Consider the following 17,608-nt stretch of genomic DNA (forward strand, 5'->3'; position numbering starts at 1 on the left):
TCCCGCCCGTCCAGAAAGGACGGGCGGGACGCCCATCCCACAAGAACAATAAATTGTAAGTTATTTAATTCTCATTCCTTAGCAGTAAAGTGCGTTGCGCTTTCGGCGCAATGCACTTTACGGGTATTACTCGTTACCAGACTCTTCTTGGGAACCAGTTAATAAAATTCAGTTTTTGTGGAACAGGCAAGATGCCTGTTCTGAAGAATGCTTCAAGTAATGGGGTGAAAGTAAAATGCCGCTCCTAACACTGTATATGTTGCTAAAAGCAGCACTCCTTCAAGCCAATTAGAGCGCCCGTCGATACTGATTAGGTTGGCAATTGTCACTGCGATGGCAACTGCAACTACTTCAAACGGATTGAAGTTTAAATCCATCGGCTGATGAATCACTAATCCGATAATTACCAACACCGGCGCTACCAGCAAAGCAACTAGCAAGCTAGAACCCATCGCGACAGAAACTGACAAATCCATATTGTTTTTCATCGCAACTCCCACCGCAGTTACATATTCGGCTGCGCCACCAACAATCGGCAACAGAATTACCCCTGTAAACAGCGGCGTCAATCCCAATCCTTTGGTAGTTTCTTCCACAACACCAACGAAAATTTCTGATTCAAAAGCAACGGCAACAGTTGAAGCAACTAGCACCCCTATCCACAGCCACAAATTAGGTTTGTGCGTAGTAGATTCCTCTTTTGTATTTTGAGGATTTTCTGACTCTAGTTCTAGTAAGCCGACTTCGTAAAGATAGCTGTGAGTTTTTAATGAAAATAGGAGAGTTAGAGCGTAAACTGCAATTAGGACGATCGCAGTTATTAAGGAAAGATTCTGAATGGCAGAGGGTTCGACTCCATTGGAGGTGTAAATTACCATTGTCGGCAGCAGAATTGCAATCACTGCTAAAGTCATGGTGGAACCGTTCACCCGCGCGATAATTGGCTTAAATTCTTGTTCTTTGTAGCGGATTCCTCCTAGCAGCATGGAAAATCCCATCACTAAAAGCAAGTTGCTGATTATTGTGCCGGTTATGCTGGCTTTCACAATGTCAATTAAGCCGGCTTTCAGGGCAACTATGGCAATAATTAATTCCGTAGCGTTCCCGAAAACTGCATTTAATAAGCCGCCTATGGAGGGGCCTGTAACGATCGCCACTTCTTCTGTTGCTGTGCTCAACCAAATCGCCAGAGGTATAATCCCTAAAGCGGATGTGATGAAAACTGCCAGGGAACCCCAGTGCAAATACTCAGCGGCGATGGAAATGGGGATGAAAATTAATAGCGCTATGGAAAGAATCTTTTTGATTGACATAAGAACTCGGATGGTGTATGGAACAGTGAGGTCTAGTTGCCCGGGCGATCGTCAAGTTGATTTTACATGATTAAACGATCATTTGACTCACCCAAATACGCATACCAACCCCGGACTTAAGTTGTGGAGAGCAATCGCGGTTTAGACAAAAATTCTAGCCCCAGCTAGCGGCCGTGGAGTCAATCTCAAATCTCAAATCTCAACTCGACTGACTGTTGTCTATCTGAGAAAAATTGCGCCGTCATTCTGAATCCTTAAAGATGTTTTATTCAAATCTAAATCATTTGTCTCGTCTAATCTTACCTCTACTGTTCCTTCGACACCAGGTTTCAAATTGGGTTTCAAGAATGCGCCATCTTGTCGCCTAAATACAATTGAGGCGGGTAGTGTCAATGCTGGCAGCGCGACTGTTGAATTTTCCGCTAAACTCCGGCGGTTAGTCTGTCCAACTACCTGATAAAATAGTCGATCGTTGGTTTTATTAGTTAATAAAACATTGACTTTGCCATTGAGGGGAACCATCTTGCCGTCAGGAGCTCTTTCTGGTTCGTTAGTTTGGGCTATTTCGCCAGCAAAACTCGCATACTCGGTCAAAGGCAAAAAGCTGTTGCCTGCTACGGCTAAGCTGACAGCCAGTAGACTTGCCACCCAGGTTTTATCGATCGCTAATTTGCACATTTTTTTATTGACTTTGGAGCTAAAAATTCTAATAAGCGATTTTACCTGCTCCTGCGATGTTCTGACAAGTCGCCTAGGAAGTAAATCCGAGCTTTTCATACTGAGACATTTACTGTGAAGATGGAAAGTGAATATAAGAGGAATTTATAAAGATAGGGCAAATATATGTCTCAGTCTGTATGGTCGATTATTGAAGAAAAGCAAGTTGATAAGTCCCCCCAATTAACTTTTGAATAGTACCGATTTTATCAAAGGGATTCTCATGTAATATCGTTTCCGGTTGCATCGGAAGGATACTGAGGAGACGGCACTGCCGTCTCCCTACCGCGATTAATTGTAGCGACACGGAGCACTAGCAGTGTCCTGACTGTGGGTAATATTAATTCCGATGCTACCGGAGTTGATATAAAATACAAACTTTATAAAAGCAAATTAATAACCCTGCCAACAACAACAGTTTTATATATAAAAAATTGCTATTATTTATTTGAAAAATTGCAGGGTTATCTAGCCGAACACAATCTTGAGTTATGAGTATTCCCCCATCTGACATTATCAGTGAATGAAATACTGTCTCTGCCATTAGTTGAAGGGTTGATTAAAGAAGAACAAGCTCGGTTTCAGCAAAGGAATAAGGCGCAAGGAAGTTGGGCAAGGAAGCAATCTACTAGACTGTCCCGGAGGCAAAACCCGGTTGATTCACGTAATTTGGTGATATAGCAATCCTAAATGATTCAGATAAATTTGTAGGGTAGTGCCTTTCTTTGCCTACCCCCTATCTATCGGGCAACCGGGCGTGGGATTGCCCCTACAATAATTATGCAAATGATTTAGGATTGCTATATACGATCGAACTTGACAACCAGAAACCGATTTTTTTTTGTCTCATGCCTCTAAGACTGACGGGATTTAACGGATTTAACGGATCGATGTTGAGGGAAGAAAGAAGATTTTCCCAGCTTCCCACCTCTCCGACTCTCCCACTTTCCCCCTCCCGCAACAGCTATTCAACCCAACGCACCCGAACAAAATGAGCTTCGCGTCCCCAGAAGTCGTGACTTACAGAAATATCAACAATACTCAAATTAAACGGAATAGCAGTTGTGACGTACCGCTGAGCCAGAGATCCCACATCAGGAGCTAACTGAGCCGCCGCCGCCGCCGCTGCACCCAAACCTAAAAGTTGCAGAATCGGCCCCCGAGGCAGAGCTAAATTGATGCCAACAGCAAGTCCAGCCGTCAGCAGCATTGCCACCGACAAATTTGTACCGCAGCGGGGATGTACAGCTAAATCCCACTCTCCGCTGGCAATTCGCTGCAAAGCCTCGCGCACTGCCTGACGCAACTGTGCAAGGTTAACGCGGCCGTAAAGATAAAATCCTTGGTCTGTGGACATCCCGCCCAATAGCTCATTATCGGCTCTTGCTGCCGCCGCAGAGCCAGATTGACTGAGTACCCAAACAGTAGCGTGTTCCAGAGCATGAACTTGGCGCAAAGTCAAGACTTCCTTCAAACCGGGCACAAAATCGAGTTGTCGCAACAAATCAGCATCTTGAGTCCGCTGCGGGGCAAAGTCGAAGGGAAATTGGCTGGCGTGCCAAGAACTAGAAGCAGCATTTGTCGTCATCTCAAAACGCCTCCACTGATGTCAGATGTTAAATTTTCGAGGCTAGATTCACGGTTGAACGCGCTTGCCTGCGCGAAACTCTCCGGAAAACCGTCTGCCTTTAGCATCTGTAATTACTCCTCTACCGTGAGGCAGTCCCTTGCGCAATTCGCCTTGGTAGCGAACGCCGTTTGGGAAGCTGCAGCTACCTTTGCCGTCTAGCTGTTCGTTGAAAAACTGACCGTCGCAGCGCGTGCCGTCACCGCGGGTGAACACTCCCCGACCAAACGGGTTGCCTGCGAAAAACTGTCCGGCGTAGCGATCGCCGCTAGCAAAAATAAATTGCCCTTGGCCGTGAGGCTGACTGCTAGCAGCCCCGCCGCCCACTTGTTGAACAATTTCAAATGTTCCCCGGTAGCGATCGCCATTGGCAAAAATAGCTTCTCCCCTAACGATCAGACCGTTGCGGAACTCTCCCACCATACGGTCATCGTTAGCGAACAGGAATACGCCTTGACCGTTGGGCACGCCGTTGCGAAACTGTCCTTCATAGCGATCGCCCTTGGAGTAGACGTATATTCCTTGTCCCTGAGGTCGGCCGTTAACGAAATTTCCTTCATAATTGTCGCCATTCTCGTAGTTGCACTTGACTCGACCGTTGGGGGGAGAGCCTTCGCAAACGGGAGGGCGGTTTTGGGCGGAGTTTGGCGTCTGGGCCAATGACGGCTGACTGTTGGCTAGCAGGGAGAGGTATCCTGCCCCCGAACTCACCAACATCAGCATTCCGAGTTTTTGAATTGAGCGAAGCATGACTGTTCTCAATTTTCGTTCCAAGGATTAAGGTAAATTTTTCATTAAACTGGGTTTTGGGCAACTCGGGGAGATTTTTCTCCCACACTTTTAGACACCTCTACACCGTTTTCTTCTAAAATCACAACCGGATCTGCTCCTGATAGGAAATCAACCCGTTTGATCAGCACCTGCCCGCTGGCAATTCGCTGTCCTACTTTGATATATCGACTGGTTGGCTCGTTAGGTGCTTTCACAATTACCAGTATGTCATTACCAACTCTGACTACGCCACTAACTTCAACTCCTTTGGCATTGTCTGTCGAAGGCGGAGGCGGTGGGGCTGGCGGAGTCTGTGGGGGCGGTGGCGGGTTGGGGTCTTGCCAGGAGGGCGGCGGCGTTAATTCTGGCAGCTTGGGTAGACCTGGCAGTTCTCTGGTGGCGATGTTGGGAATTGTGGGAGGGCCCGGAGGGCGAGCCGCGATCGTTGGGGATCGTCCCGGTGCTCCCGGTTGTCCCGGTGCTCCCGGTTGTCCCGGTGCTCCCGGGCGTCCCGGAGTTCCCGGGCGTCCCGGAGTTCCCGGGCGTCCCGGTGCTCCCGGTTGTCCCGGAGTTCCCGGTTGTCCCGGAGTTCCCGGGCGTCCCGGGGCAGTTTGGGGGCGTGCGGTTGTGCCTCTTGGGAATGCCGGTATAGATGGTAGTCCGGGTATAGATGATGCGGGAGCTGCTGCTATATCTGGGGAGCCTGCCGGTCTAGCTCCCGGGCGTCCGGGGCCTGCTGGCTGCCGTCCGGTGGTGCCTCTTGGGAAGCCCGGTAGGGAGGGCAGTCCAGGTATAGATGCAGGAGAGCCTGCTATGTCTGGGGAGCCTGCTGGTGTAACTCCCGGGCGTCCCGGTCTACTAGCGCCGGGGCGTCCCGGTCTACTAGCACCGGGGCGTCCGGGGGCTGTTTGGGGGCGTGTTGAAATTGGCGCTCTCCATTGGGGTATGGGGGTTAACGGCAGGTTGGGAAGACTGGACACCTCTACGGGGCTTTGGGTTTGGGGAAGTTGGGCAATTGCGCCGCCGCCCGCTGCGCTTGGGCGCTGTGCTGGCGTCCACTGAGGCGGGTTTCTCTCGTCTGGCAGCTTGGGCAAATTTGGCACTTGTCGGACTGGCAGCTTGGGGATCTCGTTGCCCTGTACGCCGCCGTCTGTTCTGAGCGGTTGAGGGGGAAGGATTGAGAATGGATCGTTTGCTTGGCCGGGGATGGGGGTCTGTGGAATTGCCGTGCCGTTTAAGTCCGGTACTGTCTTTTTGGACTGGATGTCTGCTTGAGCTTGTCTTGCGCGTTCGTCGGGGTTTGTGGGTCGGAGCAACCCGGGGGGCTGGGCCGCAACTACAGGGGAGGGGAATGCCTGAGCTGCTGGGGTGGGACTGGCTGCGCCGGGAGTTCCAGGAGGGTTGGCGGCAGGTGACGGAGATGCTGCACCGGGACTGAGAGTAGGACTAGGAGTGGGACTGGCCGTGTTGCCGCCCCCGTCGCCGCATCCCCCGATCGAGAAAGCCAGCATTCCTATAGTTGCCAAATATAAAAGTTTACGCATTGCCGATCGCCCCCAAACGCCTGACTTTTAAGTGATCCAAATGGCAAGTGCAGTTGCTGCCATTTGCCGCTTTTAAGTTTACCTGTGTTTGATGGTATGCGATCGCTTTTAAATTGCCAAGTTTTCCTGATGATTTGATGTTGGAGCGGGCGATCGGTTTTCGGGAGCCGGTTAGGATATCAATGGTGGTGGTTCGAGATCTTGAATCAATCAAGGCATTCATATCATGGCAAAAGTGATTCTCAAGCGGATTTGGCGATCGGGCATTGTTTCTGCGGCCGTTTTGGCTGCTGTTGGCTCGGTAGGGGGCCGCGAGGTACATTCTCATGCACGGGCCGCATTCTCAAAAATACCTCAGAAACCGGGGTTGTTGACGAAAAACCCAGGCTTTCAGGTGAGCTTGCTGCCTCAAACCAAGGTGATGACATTGGTGTCCGATGTGAGTTCCCAGCAGATCGATCGCACTTTAACAGCAGGATCGGGAGCAGCAAGTGGCAATTTGTACTCTCAGTTTCGCAGGGGCCCGTCAAATTCCGGTGCCCAACCACCGGCGAATCAAAAGGTATTTCAAGCTAAAATCAAGCGCCGCGCTGGCGGGACGCCGGTGATTGACGTGGTATTTAACGGCAACAAGACTTTTGAGATGATTGTCGATACCGGGGCGAGCGGCACTTTGATTACTCAGCGGATGGCTACTGCACTGGGAGTGATGCCAGTGCGCACCCAGAGAGCGGGGATCGCTGACGGTAGCATTGTCGAGTTCCCGATCGGCCTGGTGCGATCGATTCGGGTTGGGGGTGCTGCGATCCAAAATGTCGAAGTGGCGATCGCCAAACAAATGGCAATTGGTCTGCTCGGTCACGATTTCTTTGGAAATTACGATGTCAAAATTAAAAAAGATGTTGTAGAATTTTATGTCCGCTAAAAGTGAGCCGAGTCAGAAACCGATTTTCGCTCAAATCCTCTGCTGTAAAGTTATTCGCCGCCGAGTCAATCGATTTGAGATTTGAGATTTGAGATTTGAGATTGACTTGCGCGAGATAAATGCTCTTTCTTGAGGATTTTCGATTTGGGATCGATCCCACTGATCGATCGCGTGGCGGGTACCACCTTTGAAATTCGCTTGTCAAAGCTGTTTAATTTATTTCTTGAGGCGGTAGCAAAACGCAGGCAAGTATGGTATTGTTTATAGTGTTTCCAGAGCCACCGATCCGTTGAACAATTCGTGAAAATGCGGCCGCCAAATCACGGTGGCTGTTGGTGAGATCGGTAAAAGTCTCCGATAAGGATTCACATTACAAGGCAAGGCAATCAATTAAACAATTTGCAAAGCCCCTCGAAATTAGTTCCCAAAATGCTGTGGCTGAGGGAATTTTGGTTGGCTTTGTTCAGCCGGAGCCTACAAAATCTGTAAACTACTGATTAGCGACAGATGTTCCGCAAAATCGGAAATCATGACGATCGAGAAATTAATTATTGTAAATAAGGTATTTGCATGGCACAAACGTCTTTATCTCCTGTAGTGCTGATTATTCTAGACGGCTGGGGTTATCGTGAAGAACAAGACGGAAATGCGATCGCCGCTGCAAAAACACCCGTGATGGACAGTCTCTGGGCCGCTTATCCCAGAACTCTGATTCACACATCCGGCCGGGCGGTAGGGCTTCCTGACGGGCAAATGGGCAACTCAGAGGTCGGTCATTTGAATCTGGGCGCGGGCCGCGTGGTTCCTCAAGAGTTGGTGCGGATCTCGGATGCCGTCGAAGACGGTTCTTTGCTCGACAACCGGGCGCTGGTTCAGCTTTGCGAGAAAGTGCGCCTTCGGGGCGGCAAGTTGCACCTGACAGGTCTTTGTTCCGAGGGCGGGGTTCACTCGCATCTGAGTCACATTTTGGGTTTGCTGCAGCTAGCAAAGGCACAGGGAATTTCTGAGGTTTGCATTCACGCGATTACAGACGGCCGCGATACTACTCCGAAAGAGGGCGTAGAAGCTTTAGCAAAGATTGAAAGTTATATAGAAAAGGTAGGGGTCGGTCGGATTGCGACCATCAGCGGCCGCTACTACGCGATGGATAGGGACAAGCGCTGGGATCGGGTGCAGCGCGCTTACGAGGTGATGACGACTGAGGTTGCGCCTGACGGTCGATCGGCTGTTGATGTGTTGCGGGCATCTTATGCTGAAGGAGTGACCGACGAGTTTGCAGTTCCGACTCGGATTTCTCCGGGGGCGGTGGCATCGGGGGATGGGGTAATTTTCTTTAATTTTCGCCCGGACAGGGCGAGAGAATTGACTCAGGCTTTTGTGGCACCGGATTTTAAGGGGTTTGAACGGCAGTTAATTGAGCCCTTGGCGTTTGCCACTTTTACTCAGTACGACCCGAAACTGTCAGTAATGGTGGCTTTTGAACCGCAGAATTTGAACAATATTCTGGGCGAGGTGATTTCTAAGCACGGTTTGCTGCAGTTGCGGACGGCGGAAACTGAAAAGTACGCTCATGTGACTTATTTTTTTAATGGGGGTCTGGAAGAGCCTTTTGCAGGGGAAGACCGGGAGTTGGTGCAGAGTCCGATGGTGGCGACTTACGATGAGGCACCCCAGATGTCGGCCGCCGAGGTGACGGATGGGGCGGTGACGGCTTTGGGAAAAGGCATTTATTCGTTTGTGGTGATTAATTACGCTAACCCGGATATGGTCGGTCATACGGGGATGATGGATGCGACGATAATTGCGATCGAAACTGTGGATAAATGTTTGGGGCGGCTGTTGGCGGCGATTAGCAAAGCTGGAGGTACGGCAATTATTATTGCTGACCACGGCAATGCTGAGCTGATGTTCGACGAGGACGGGAATCCTTGGACGGCTCACACTACTAACCCGGTTCCGTTTATTCTGGTGGAAGGCGAAGGTCTGAAGATTCCGGGTCACGGAACGGATGTTCCTCTGAGGGCGGACGGTTGTTTGGCGGATATTGCGCCGACGATTCTGGAGCTGTTGAGGTTGCCTCAGCCCCCGGAGATGACGGGACGCTCTATGATACGATCGGCTGAGTTTGAAGTTCGTGCCAATCGCACTCCGGTGCGAGTTCGATTGTAGTAGGGACGCAGGATTAGGGACAAAGGCGCCGTGCATTGGTGTCAACTTAAGCTGTCATCCGCCCAGTCCTCCCGCCCATCCGGTAGTCCGCCAGGGAATGAATTCCCTGTCTAATAGCGAAAGTCCTCTCAAGAGGACTAATGAGTTTAAAAATTCGGCGTTGCTGAATTGGGGTATGAAATTTGTAGGGGCAATCCCCCCGTGGTTGCCCCACCGCTGACAGCGTAAGCACTTAGAATTACCCCATCAGGCAAAATCATACTTGGATTCAGCAGTACCAAAAATTCTTCTTTTCAGTCCTCATAGCGAGGACTTTGGCTTTGAGGCAGGGAATTCATTCCCTGCCGGACTGCGGGTTTGACGTTAAGTTGACGCCCATGGGCTCTTGCAGTGTCTCTGCATAAATTGTGTGCGATCGACTGGATTTGATATGATGATTGATTACCGATTACTAATTACCAATTACCCCAGATTATGAATATTGTTTCTGTGTTACAAGTTATCTGGTCTTTGTCTGCTTTAGGACTTGTGGTTTTTGTATTGCTGCACAGTCCTAAAGGCGATGGCATTGGAGGGATTGGCGGACAAGCTCAATTGTTTACCAGCGCCAAGAGTGCAGAAACGAGTCTGAACCGGATTACTTGGGGTCTGTCTATTGTTTTTATGGGTTTGACTGTGATTTTGAGTGCTGGTTGGTTGACACCTAAGTTATAAGATTAGGATTTTTAACCGCATTAGCTGACGGGCGAGACGCCCGTGCCACATTAGCTCACGGGCGAGACGCCCGTGCCACATAAATAAATATTGTGGGGTGGGCTTCTAGCCCGCCCTAAAGATGAAATTTAAGTGCAGTCAGAAAAATGCGGTTGGGGAAAGTGACATTAAAACCTCGATTGCTGGCTGGTTTGGGATTGGCTTTATGTTGTTTTAGCCTGATAATTTTTACTCAGGTTAATACTCCGGCCGCGAGTCTTTCTTCTCTCCCGAATAGTTTGCCGCATCCACAGGTTCACCCTTTGCCGCCAACGCTGGCGAATTGGCAAGATTCCACGGATAGCGGTGATTATTTTGACCAGGTTAAGCCACCTAATTTCGGTCATTTGTTGTGGTCTAAGTTTCCGATTCAGGTTTATGTTGAGCGTCCAGTTGATGCTAATAAGTCTGAAGAATGGGTGGCGGCTGTGTTGGATGTTGTCCGGGAATGGGGGGTTTATTTGCCTTTGGAAGTGGTAGATAGTTCGGAGGTGGCTGATATTAGGATTTTACGTCGGGCTCCGCCTTTGCGTCAAGGGGTTTTGCGATCGCGCTCTGGAGAGGCTACCTATGAATTGTACGCCCGTCGGGATGGGGATAAAACTGTGTTATCTCATCGGTTTTCGGTTTATTTGAATCCGAATCAAGTCGGCAAGTACGTTCCCGCGACGGCGCGGCACGAGTTGGGTCACGCTTTGGGAATTTGGGGTCACAGTTTGATGGAAACTGATGTGCTTTATTTTTCTCAGGTGAGAAATCCTCCGCCTATTTCAGCGAGAGATGTTAATACTTTGAAGCGAGTTTACGAACAGCAGACTCGGTTAGGGTGGGAATTTCAGAGACTCGGCGATTGAACTCACATCTACACACACATCTACACAAATTTAAGTTCGCTTACGCGGACTTAAAAAACATAATAGTTAATAGGAAATATCAGGAAAATGAAAGATGAATGTTTTGGGATTGTGCCGATTTTTGGAAAGGAAGCTGATGCTTTGTTTTTGTTGATTCAACATCAAGCTGGACATTGGGCGTTTCCGAAAGGTCACGCGAACCCGGGGGAATCTCCTGCTGAAACGGCAAGGCGGGAATTTCTGGAGGAAACTGGTATATCGGATTTTGAAATGCTGGATGAGCCGAGTTTTACGGAACACTATTCTTTTGTTAAGGATGGGGAGCCGATTGAAAAGACTGTGACTTATTTTTTAGGTTTTGTAAAGTCGATGGAAGTTGTTTTGCAAGTGGAGGAAGTTCAAAATTCTGCTTGGCTTTCTTTTGAGGAAGCTGTTAAGCGGATTACTTTTGATGCAAATCGCCAAATGTTTGGGGAAGTTAAGGCATATTTGGATGGCAGGAAAGAGAATTAATCAGTATTGGATGCTATAAGTAGGGACAGGACAATGCCGTGTTCCTACGGGGATCGAACGATAGACGGTGTACTTCATAAACGTGAAATTTGCTGTAATTAAATTTGTAGTCAGAATTTTAGTCCTTAGTAACTACAAGCTTTAAGAGAGGAGTGAAGTCCTTATTACAAACAAATTGTTCTGTTAGATCAATTCCGGTAGCATCGCAATTAATATTACCCACAATCAGGACACGGCAGTGACGTGTCCCTACAACTGATCGGGTAGGGAAATGGCACTGCCGTGTCCTCGATATCATTCCGATGCTACCGGAAATTATATTAGATATCCGACTTCTTGAAGAAGTCGGGTATCTAGGTATTATGTGACATTATTTGTTGGTTTTCTGGGCTTGGGCATGGTGTTGCAAGCGAGAGAAAACGTTATAGGCATCGGGGCCGGGATTGTCATGTTCGACTGCGCCGTCGATGGGTCCGTCGATGGCTTTCCAAGCTGGAATTCCGCCTTTTAGTTCGGCTACTTTTCTAAAGCCTGCTGCGCGGAGAAGATTGGCAGCTTCGGCGGTTTGTTCGTCGTTTTCGCCGTAGATGTAGATATCGCGGATGGGTTCTAAACTCGATTGTGCTCGATCGACTAATTCGTCTATTGGCATCGGTACCGCGCCGGTAATGTGGCTTTTGGCGAAGGTTTCAAAATCGCGGGCGTCGATGATTGTGAGTCCGGGTTCGCCCCAATCTAAACGCGCTTTGAGGTCGTGGCTAGAGGCTTGAGCTTTTAAACCGGGAGGGGTCGGAGTAACGTCGGGAAGTTTTTCTTTGATGTTAGAAATTTGGTCGGGAATAGTTTTCATGGGTAAACTGTTGTTGGATGTTTTGATTGCCATTGCAATGTAACAAGATGCCTAAGTTGAATTCGTCTTTCTAAAGGCAGAATCGAGCATTGAACTAAAGTCGCAGTTGCGCTGGTTTGCTGGTTGTTAGCTGCGGTTGAGAGCGCTATATTTGTTGAGGTTGCTAGGAGGTAGCGGGCTGTGCTTAAAATTGTTTCGATCGCATTTCTTGCGGAGAATTTGAACTGCGATCGCTGGTTTTATCCGCGTATTTTATCAAAAAATTACATTTTAGTCAATCAGAATTATTCTCAAATAAAATTTGCATGAGTTGTGTCCAGCGTCGCCGGGGATTTTGCAGAAAAGTTGAGATGTTTGTCAGCAAGATTTCTGATAAAATTTGATAGTAAGAACAAGTATTTAAAGGTCTGGATATGTCAGAGAAAGATGAAATTGCGGTGTCTCAAACTTTGACACCTGAACAGCAAGCGGTTTGGGATGCGAAGGCGAAAGTTCGCGTGCTGCTGAATTTGTGGGATTTGAGCGGCGGGAAGATGAAGGTGAAAAAGGGGGATTTGACTAAGCGAATTGTGCGGACTAATGAGACGAGTCAGAGATATCTGGAAGTTCTCGCCGAGTTGCAGGCGACTGGGGCGATCGAGTATTCGCTGGTAAATCGGGTGACGCTGGTGGAATTGACAGCGAAAGGGAAAGAAGTTTTAGCGCAGGGGCTCAAAAGTCGGGATTCTTTGTTTGAGTTTGATGGTTCTCAAATTGGTACTCGGCTGGGAAATTCTTTGTTGAAGTGGATTCGGCATCAGGATGGTGCGGCAAGTGTTGCTGTTGAGAAGGGGAAGGCGGATGTAGGGACGATCGCATCCTATGACGATTTTAAGGCTGTGGCGCTCGATGTGTATGACAGCTTGAACCGCGATTATAACTTAGATGATTTAGTGCCAATTTATCGGATGCGGCGGGCGATCGGGGAAAGGGTAGGGCGATCGGAGTTCAATGAGTGGCTGTTGGAAATGCAGGCTAATGACATTTTTCAGCTTATAGGTGGTGAAATGACAGACATCACACTCGATAAGACAGAAGATTCTATCAAGACTAAACTTGGCGGAATGCGCTACTACGCCAAACGCACAAGTTCCGCAAATTGACTTCAATACTTTTTTAGTTCTTTACCTCACACACATTACCATGACTAACTCTCCTGTTTCCTCACTTGAAGAAATTCATGCTGCTCTGCTCGATCTAAACCCATTTGCTAAACATCCTTATCTTAATGCTGGTGATGTTTGGGGCAAAGAATTCTTTGATGTTGAATCTATAAATTCCCATGCTTCTGATGCAGTATTTCAAGCATTAGAGTGCATTAATAAACGTCAATACTCAACAACTTCTATTGCTATAACAGCTCAAGATGGAACAGGTAAAACCCACATTATTAGTCGCATTCGCCATCGATTGCAATCTCAAGGCGGAGGATTGTTTGTGTACGCCAACAAATATGGCGATCTGCGACTAATCAAGCAAGGATTTCAGCGAATTTTAGCTGAAAGTTTGGGAAAGATTGGCTGGCAAGGCGTGACACAGTGGCAAGAACTAGCTACAGCAATGGTTAATCATAGCTTAAAAGCTGCTAAAGCAGAAGCTAAAGTTTTTTCTTCTCAAGAGTTAGTAAAGAAATTTGAAAAAGGCAGTTCAAAGCAAGTCAATAAATGGGTGAAAGATCTGACAAAAGCATTTATAAAAGCTAAAAAAGTTAGCGACCCTGATATTGTCAAAGCAATATTTTGGACCCTATCAGATGAGGAATCACTTTATGCAATAAAATGGTTAGAAGGTCAAGAATTAGCTAACTACAAATCCAATGAACTGGAATTACCCAGCCAGCGACAATCTTTTGATGCAGTTTTGCAAATGTTAGATTTGATTAGCGAGTATAACCAACTTGTCATTTGTTTTGATGAGTTAGACGCGAGTGAGGCATACGATGATATTAGCGGTTTGTATATCAGCCAAATCGTTGCTGGACTCATCAAAGATTTATTGCAAAATCTCAGTCGCGGTGTGATTCTGAGCGTCATGATGCCCGATTCATGGAGCAATAAAATTAAGCAGCTACCCGGTGGGGTGTACAATAAGGTTTCGACTCATGGAAATCCAATTGACTTAAAGTACATGAATCGGGAATCTATTATTGATTTAGTTGTTTGTTGGTTAAAAAAGTATTACGAACTGCGAAATTTAGTTCCTCCTACTCCTGTGTATCCATTTACAGAAAGCCAACTCAGCGAGATTGGTGAGGGAAGAGAAACTATCCGACAGGTTTTGAAATGGTGTCAAGATAACTGTCATCCTCCTATTCTGACTGATAGGGAAGAGTCAAAGGAAAAAGAACTTTTAGATCCAGTTGAAATTGCTTTCACCAAAGAGTTAGATGAAGACCTTGGAGATTATTTAGAACAGACCTACCTGCTTGCTGATGCTCTTTTATTCGGCTTCCAGACCTTGATTGGCCAAATAGTGGAAAGGGTAAGCGTTGAACAAGTTACAGAGAAAGTCACGCGAAAAGGAGGCAAAAATGATTACATCAATTTTAAGGTTATTGGGAAGGAAAACGGCAAAGATATCAGTATCGGAGTGGCAGTGCTTCAGTATGCTGGTGGCAAAGCCTTGGGCGCTGGATTAAAAAGATTAAATGACTATGAAACCTTTGGTATGACTCGCGGTTGCTTGGTTCGTTCCACCACCAAAAAAATTAGTACATACCTAGAGACAACCTATCTTGAACCGCTAATTAGACAAAAAGGCGGTGAATTTGTGCCACTGAAAGAAGAGGAAATCAGACCGCTGATAGCTATTCGGACTGTTCATAAGAAGCGGGAAGTAGACTATAGGGTGAGTGAAGAGGAAATTTTCCAATTTATTGCCCAGAAAGGTGCCGATAAAATGCTGGGAGTTAGCAACCCGTTAATTAAAGAGATTCTTAGCGATCCCTCTTATGAGGTTCCGGTCGATATGATTGAAGATGAACCTGTAACTGCAGAACAATTTATGTTTTCTGATTTATCAGAAGAAGAAGAAACAGATGAGGCGATTGACAATTTGCTCACTGAGTTTAATTAAGACTGCAAAAACTATTCACTTCATATTGGCACAAATACTCTCATGTCGCTAGTCAACCTTGACAGGGCTATCCGTTTGCCGGCCCCAGATGTAACGGGTTTAATCCAAGGGCGAACTATCGCAGCCCTAGTTTGGCGAATGTTTAATCCGGGAGAACAATATGCACTTTATCCTGGTATTATTTCAGGTAATCTGCCTTGCGATCGCTCTTATCGATCGCATTTTTTACCCGTTGCTCAAAAGGCACTTGCTCAGTTAAATGCAGATAAAGTTTCGATCAAAGCTTGGGCTAGGTGCGAATTGTGCCAAATGGTGAACGATCCTGAATCATTAGAGGCTTTGTCGCTGTTAACAGTCTGGAAAACAGAGGCATTACAGCAAATTCTCCAGCAGCGTCCTTTTATTTTTGTAGCTCATCTTCGCGTTTATCTGCTACCTCAGCCGCTGGAAATGCCAGTGCATCCCAGCGGCAATTTTGTACCTTTGCCAAAATCCCTAACTGTTACTGATTCAACGCCTGTGTTGAGCGATACTATCTTTGCTAAACGCCGTCAAAAGCTGGAAAAACTAGAGCCGCCAGAACATCCAGAATTGGAAGAGTTGCAAAGTGCATTAGTGCATTTATCCACCACCAACCCAAAAGCCAAACAACTAGACGCAGAAATCAAAATATTTCTAGGTTGGTCGGAAAAATTACCAGCAGCAAAACCAGATCCTGATTTAGATTGGATCAAAACGATCGCACAAATCGGAAATTCTAGCGATGGTAATACATTTGAAAAGTTAGTCCGCAAAAGTTTTATCAAGCTAGGATTTGCCAATTCTAACAATAAACCAGAAGCTAGCCTCAATCCAGAATTAACAGGCGGTGCTGGCGGATTAGATTTCTACTGTGAAACTCCCTATCAGGTAGTGGGAGAATGCAAAGCTACCAAAAGTGAAACCGTAGCTGATGGAACGCCAGCGCAACTTATCAAGTTAGGACATAAGCATCTTCAGGAACAATACAACTGCTGTATTAAGATAATTATGGCGGCTGGTCAGCTAAATAAACACGCTAAACAAACTGCTATCGGAAACCAAATGAACGTAATCCGCCCGGAAACATTGCAAAAGCTGGTTGAACTGAAAGCTAAGCAACCAGGTTCGATCGATTTATTACAGTTAAAACCTTGTTTGGAACAACAGCCGTTTGGTGAGGAAGCCGATGCTAAGGTTAATCGCTATATTGACGAGGTGCGGGAAAAGCTTAAAGTGCGATCACAACTCATCAAAATCCTAAAAAATCGTCTAGAAATCACAGGTGTTGAAAATGCTGGAGTTGAGACTCTTCATGGGGCATATTATGCTAATCCCAATCCACCTCAGCCATTGAAGCTTGAAGAAATGCACGAAATTTTAATAGAACTTTCCTCGCCATTGACGGGTTACTTAGGGCGAATTAAAGGAGATAATTTATGGCGCGATCGCTTTTATTTCCTGCGCGATTTGCCGCTAGATGATTGAGACTAAACAAGGGCGATTCCCTACGGGATAGCTTCGGCGCGCGTACTTTATCCAATTTCCTACACAGCATCAGGATCTACGCCCAATTCTCGCAATCTCGCCGCCAACCTTTCAGCTTTCTGCAATTGAGCTTGTTCTGCCTTAATTAACCCTTCCACCAATGGCGGATCTAAAATTTCATTGACTGATAATCTCAGATTGGGAAATACTACAGATTCCATTTCTTCACCAGGCAAGAAATCTGTATACGTGTAACCATCTTCACCTTCAATTAATGCAAAAAGCCGAATCTTTTGCTTGCCCATTTTAGGGTCAACAATGCAATATTCCGGCACATTAGCTAATTCGTACTCTCCGCGTTTAATCACGTAATCTTCGCGGCGATTTTCGCTGACTACTTCTACCACTAACAGCGGCTTTTCATCAAATTCGAGGATACCTGCACCGGGTCTAGCAGCAGCTTGTTCCAAAAGACTTTGAGTGCAGACAACTACATCGGGAATCCGAGATTTATCTTCATCTGTTCTCACTCCCAGACCTGTTTTTACTACTAAGTCGAGATTGTGTTCAGCTAGGTAACGCTGCAATTGGTAAACTAAATATTCGCAAATTTTGATGTGTAAAACTGTTGCTGTTGGCATCGGGATTAATTTGCCTTTGTACAGTTCATATTTTACATCAGATTCTCCTTGATAAAATCGGTATTCTTCAAAAGTTAAGGTGGGCGAAGTATCGAGCTGTTTTTCTTCGACTGCTGGCACAACAGATTGAGACATATATTTTTACCTATTTCGATAGTTTTCTATTATACTCAATTTTGATTTTAACACTCAAGGCATTGAGTACGAAAAGCTCGATCGCCCTTATTGACAATCAAGGATCGCGAATTAAATAACTTACAATTTTAATTGTTATGGTGGGATGGGCGTCCCGCCCGTCCAAAAAAGGGCGG

General features: G+C 46.9%; 16 protein-coding genes. 8 read left to right on the forward strand and 8 right to left on the reverse strand.

The genetic code is table 11. The features are described 5' to 3' along the window. Positions 1–212: 212 nt before the first annotated feature. The 6 genes from cax to QUA99_RS28935 all read right to left on the reverse strand — a co-directional run bounded on the left by cax (position 213) and on the right by QUA99_RS28935 (position 6,195). Complete coding sequence (gene cax, locus QUA99_RS28910) at positions 213–1,313, reverse strand: calcium/proton exchanger (RefSeq protein WP_333243824.1); 1,101 nt, start codon at positions 1,311–1,313, stop codon at positions 213–215. Positions 1,314–1,532: 219 nt separating this feature from the next. Further along, positions 1,533–1,991 (reverse strand): hypothetical protein, encoded by a 459-nt coding sequence (locus QUA99_RS28915; RefSeq protein WP_333243820.1) that lies wholly within the window; start codon positions 1,989–1,991, stop codon positions 1,533–1,535. A 1,003-nt stretch (positions 1,992–2,994) separates the two neighbouring features. Then, the gene (locus QUA99_RS28920; protein WP_333243817.1) at positions 2,995–3,618 is read right to left on the reverse strand and encodes a DUF6391 domain-containing protein; all 624 of its coding nucleotides are present in this window, start codon (positions 3,616–3,618) and stop codon (positions 2,995–2,997) included. Between the two features lie 48 nt (positions 3,619–3,666). After that, complete coding sequence (locus QUA99_RS28925) at positions 3,667–4,407, reverse strand: MORN motif-containing protein (RefSeq protein ID WP_333243814.1); 741 nt, start codon at positions 4,405–4,407, stop codon at positions 3,667–3,669. A gap of 44 nt (positions 4,408–4,451) precedes the next feature. Then, a complete protein-coding gene (locus QUA99_RS28930) occupies positions 4,452–5,972 on the reverse strand; it encodes a hypothetical protein (protein ID WP_333243811.1) in 1,521 nt (506 codons plus the stop codon). Then, positions 5,965–6,195, reverse strand: coding sequence for a hypothetical protein (locus QUA99_RS28935; protein ID WP_333243809.1), 231 nt, complete (start codon positions 6,193–6,195; stop codon positions 5,965–5,967). The genes QUA99_RS28930 and QUA99_RS28935 overlap by 8 nt, the downstream gene beginning before the upstream one ends. 3 nt (positions 6,196–6,198) lie before the next feature. On the opposite strand from QUA99_RS28935, the gene QUA99_RS28940 reads away from it, so the two are divergent. From QUA99_RS28940 to QUA99_RS28960, 5 genes are all read left to right on the forward strand, one after another. After that, on the forward strand, positions 6,199–6,897 hold the full coding sequence (locus QUA99_RS28940) for a retropepsin-like aspartic protease (RefSeq protein WP_333243806.1): 699 nt from the start codon (positions 6,199–6,201) through the stop codon (positions 6,895–6,897). A gap of 570 nt (positions 6,898–7,467) precedes the next feature. After that, complete coding sequence (gpmI, locus tag QUA99_RS28945; protein ID WP_333243804.1) at positions 7,468–9,066, forward strand: 2,3-bisphosphoglycerate-independent phosphoglycerate mutase; 1,599 nt, start codon at positions 7,468–7,470, stop codon at positions 9,064–9,066. Between the two features lie 474 nt (positions 9,067–9,540). Beyond that, positions 9,541–9,780, forward strand: coding sequence for a preprotein translocase subunit SecG (gene secG / locus QUA99_RS28950; RefSeq protein WP_332957461.1), 240 nt, complete (start codon positions 9,541–9,543; stop codon positions 9,778–9,780). A 146-nt stretch (positions 9,781–9,926) separates the two neighbouring features. Then, a complete protein-coding gene (locus tag QUA99_RS28955; RefSeq protein ID WP_333243800.1) occupies positions 9,927–10,673 on the forward strand; it encodes a peptidase in 747 nt (248 codons plus the stop codon). Positions 10,674–10,760: 87 nt separating this feature from the next. After that, positions 10,761–11,186 carry an NUDIX domain-containing protein gene (locus QUA99_RS28960; RefSeq protein ID WP_333243797.1) on the forward strand — a complete coding sequence of 142 codons (426 nt, stop codon included), beginning with the start codon at positions 10,761–10,763 and terminating at the stop codon, positions 11,184–11,186. A 370-nt stretch (positions 11,187–11,556) separates the two neighbouring features. On the opposite strand, the gene QUA99_RS28965 is transcribed toward QUA99_RS28960, so the two are convergent. Beyond that, complete coding sequence (locus tag QUA99_RS28965; RefSeq protein ID WP_333243794.1) at positions 11,557–12,069, reverse strand: rhodanese-like domain-containing protein; 513 nt, start codon at positions 12,067–12,069, stop codon at positions 11,557–11,559. Between the two features lie 380 nt (positions 12,070–12,449). Between QUA99_RS28965 and QUA99_RS28970 the strand changes: the two genes are divergently transcribed. The 3 genes from QUA99_RS28970 to QUA99_RS28980 are packed head-to-tail and all read left to right on the forward strand — an operon-like array spanning position 12,450 to position 16,656. Further along, positions 12,450–13,178, forward strand: a complete 729-nt coding sequence (locus QUA99_RS28970; protein WP_333243791.1) for a hypothetical protein — start codon at positions 12,450–12,452, stop codon at positions 13,176–13,178. A 40-nt stretch (positions 13,179–13,218) separates the two neighbouring features. After that, positions 13,219–15,150: a P-loop NTPase fold protein gene (locus QUA99_RS28975; RefSeq protein WP_333243788.1), complete on the forward strand. Its 1,932-nt coding sequence runs from the start codon at positions 13,219–13,221 to the stop codon at positions 15,148–15,150. Between the two features lie 42 nt (positions 15,151–15,192). After that, positions 15,193–16,656 (forward strand): DUF1802 family protein, encoded by a 1,464-nt coding sequence (locus QUA99_RS28980; protein WP_333243785.1) that lies wholly within the window; start codon positions 15,193–15,195, stop codon positions 16,654–16,656. Between the two features lie 59 nt (positions 16,657–16,715). Here QUA99_RS28980 and QUA99_RS28985 read toward each other — a convergent pair whose 3' ends face one another. Continuing rightward, positions 16,716–17,432, reverse strand: a complete 717-nt coding sequence (locus QUA99_RS28985; RefSeq protein WP_333243782.1) for a Uma2 family endonuclease — start codon at positions 17,430–17,432, stop codon at positions 16,716–16,718. Positions 17,433–17,608 lie beyond the last annotated feature (176 nt).

The sequence above is a fragment of the Microcoleus sp. F10-B2 genome (assembly GCF_036704965.1).
Lineage (GTDB): Bacteria > Cyanobacteriota > Cyanobacteriia > Cyanobacteriales > Microcoleaceae > Microcoleus.

Excerpts from the sequence above, each read along its gene's own strand:
- QUA99_RS28965 (WP_333243794.1), bottom strand. The coding sequence starts at position 12,069 with ATGGCAATCAAAACATCCAACAACAGTTTACCCATGAAAACTATTCCC.
- QUA99_RS28930 (WP_333243811.1), bottom strand. The coding sequence starts at position 5,972 with ATGCGTAAACTTTTATATTTGGCAACTATAGGAATGCTGGCTTTCTCG.
- QUA99_RS28915 (WP_333243820.1), bottom strand. The coding sequence starts at position 1,991 with ATGTGCAAATTAGCGATCGATAAAACCTGGGTGGCAAGTCTACTGGCT.
- QUA99_RS28960 (WP_333243797.1), top strand. The coding sequence starts at position 10,761 with ATGAAAGATGAATGTTTTGGGATTGTGCCGATTTTTGGAAAGGAAGCT.
- QUA99_RS28985 (WP_333243782.1), bottom strand. The coding sequence starts at position 17,432 with ATGTCTCAATCTGTTGTGCCAGCAGTCGAAGAAAAACAGCTCGATACT.
- gpmI (WP_333243804.1), top strand. The coding sequence starts at position 7,468 with ATGGCACAAACGTCTTTATCTCCTGTAGTGCTGATTATTCTAGACGGC.
- secG (WP_332957461.1), top strand. The coding sequence starts at position 9,541 with ATGAATATTGTTTCTGTGTTACAAGTTATCTGGTCTTTGTCTGCTTTA.
- QUA99_RS28970 (WP_333243791.1), top strand. The coding sequence starts at position 12,450 with ATGTCAGAGAAAGATGAAATTGCGGTGTCTCAAACTTTGACACCTGAA.
- QUA99_RS28940 (WP_333243806.1), top strand. The coding sequence starts at position 6,199 with ATGGCAAAAGTGATTCTCAAGCGGATTTGGCGATCGGGCATTGTTTCT.
- QUA99_RS28980 (WP_333243785.1), top strand. The coding sequence starts at position 15,193 with ATGTCGCTAGTCAACCTTGACAGGGCTATCCGTTTGCCGGCCCCAGAT.
- QUA99_RS28920 (WP_333243817.1), bottom strand. The coding sequence starts at position 3,618 with ATGACGACAAATGCTGCTTCTAGTTCTTGGCACGCCAGCCAATTTCCC.
- QUA99_RS28925 (WP_333243814.1), bottom strand. The coding sequence starts at position 4,407 with ATGCTTCGCTCAATTCAAAAACTCGGAATGCTGATGTTGGTGAGTTCG.
- QUA99_RS28975 (WP_333243788.1), top strand. The coding sequence starts at position 13,219 with ATGACTAACTCTCCTGTTTCCTCACTTGAAGAAATTCATGCTGCTCTG.
- QUA99_RS28935 (WP_333243809.1), bottom strand. The coding sequence starts at position 6,195 with ATGAATGCCTTGATTGATTCAAGATCTCGAACCACCACCATTGATATC.
- cax (WP_333243824.1), bottom strand. The coding sequence starts at position 1,313 with ATGTCAATCAAAAAGATTCTTTCCATAGCGCTATTAATTTTCATCCCC.
- QUA99_RS28955 (WP_333243800.1), top strand. The coding sequence starts at position 9,927 with ATGCGGTTGGGGAAAGTGACATTAAAACCTCGATTGCTGGCTGGTTTG.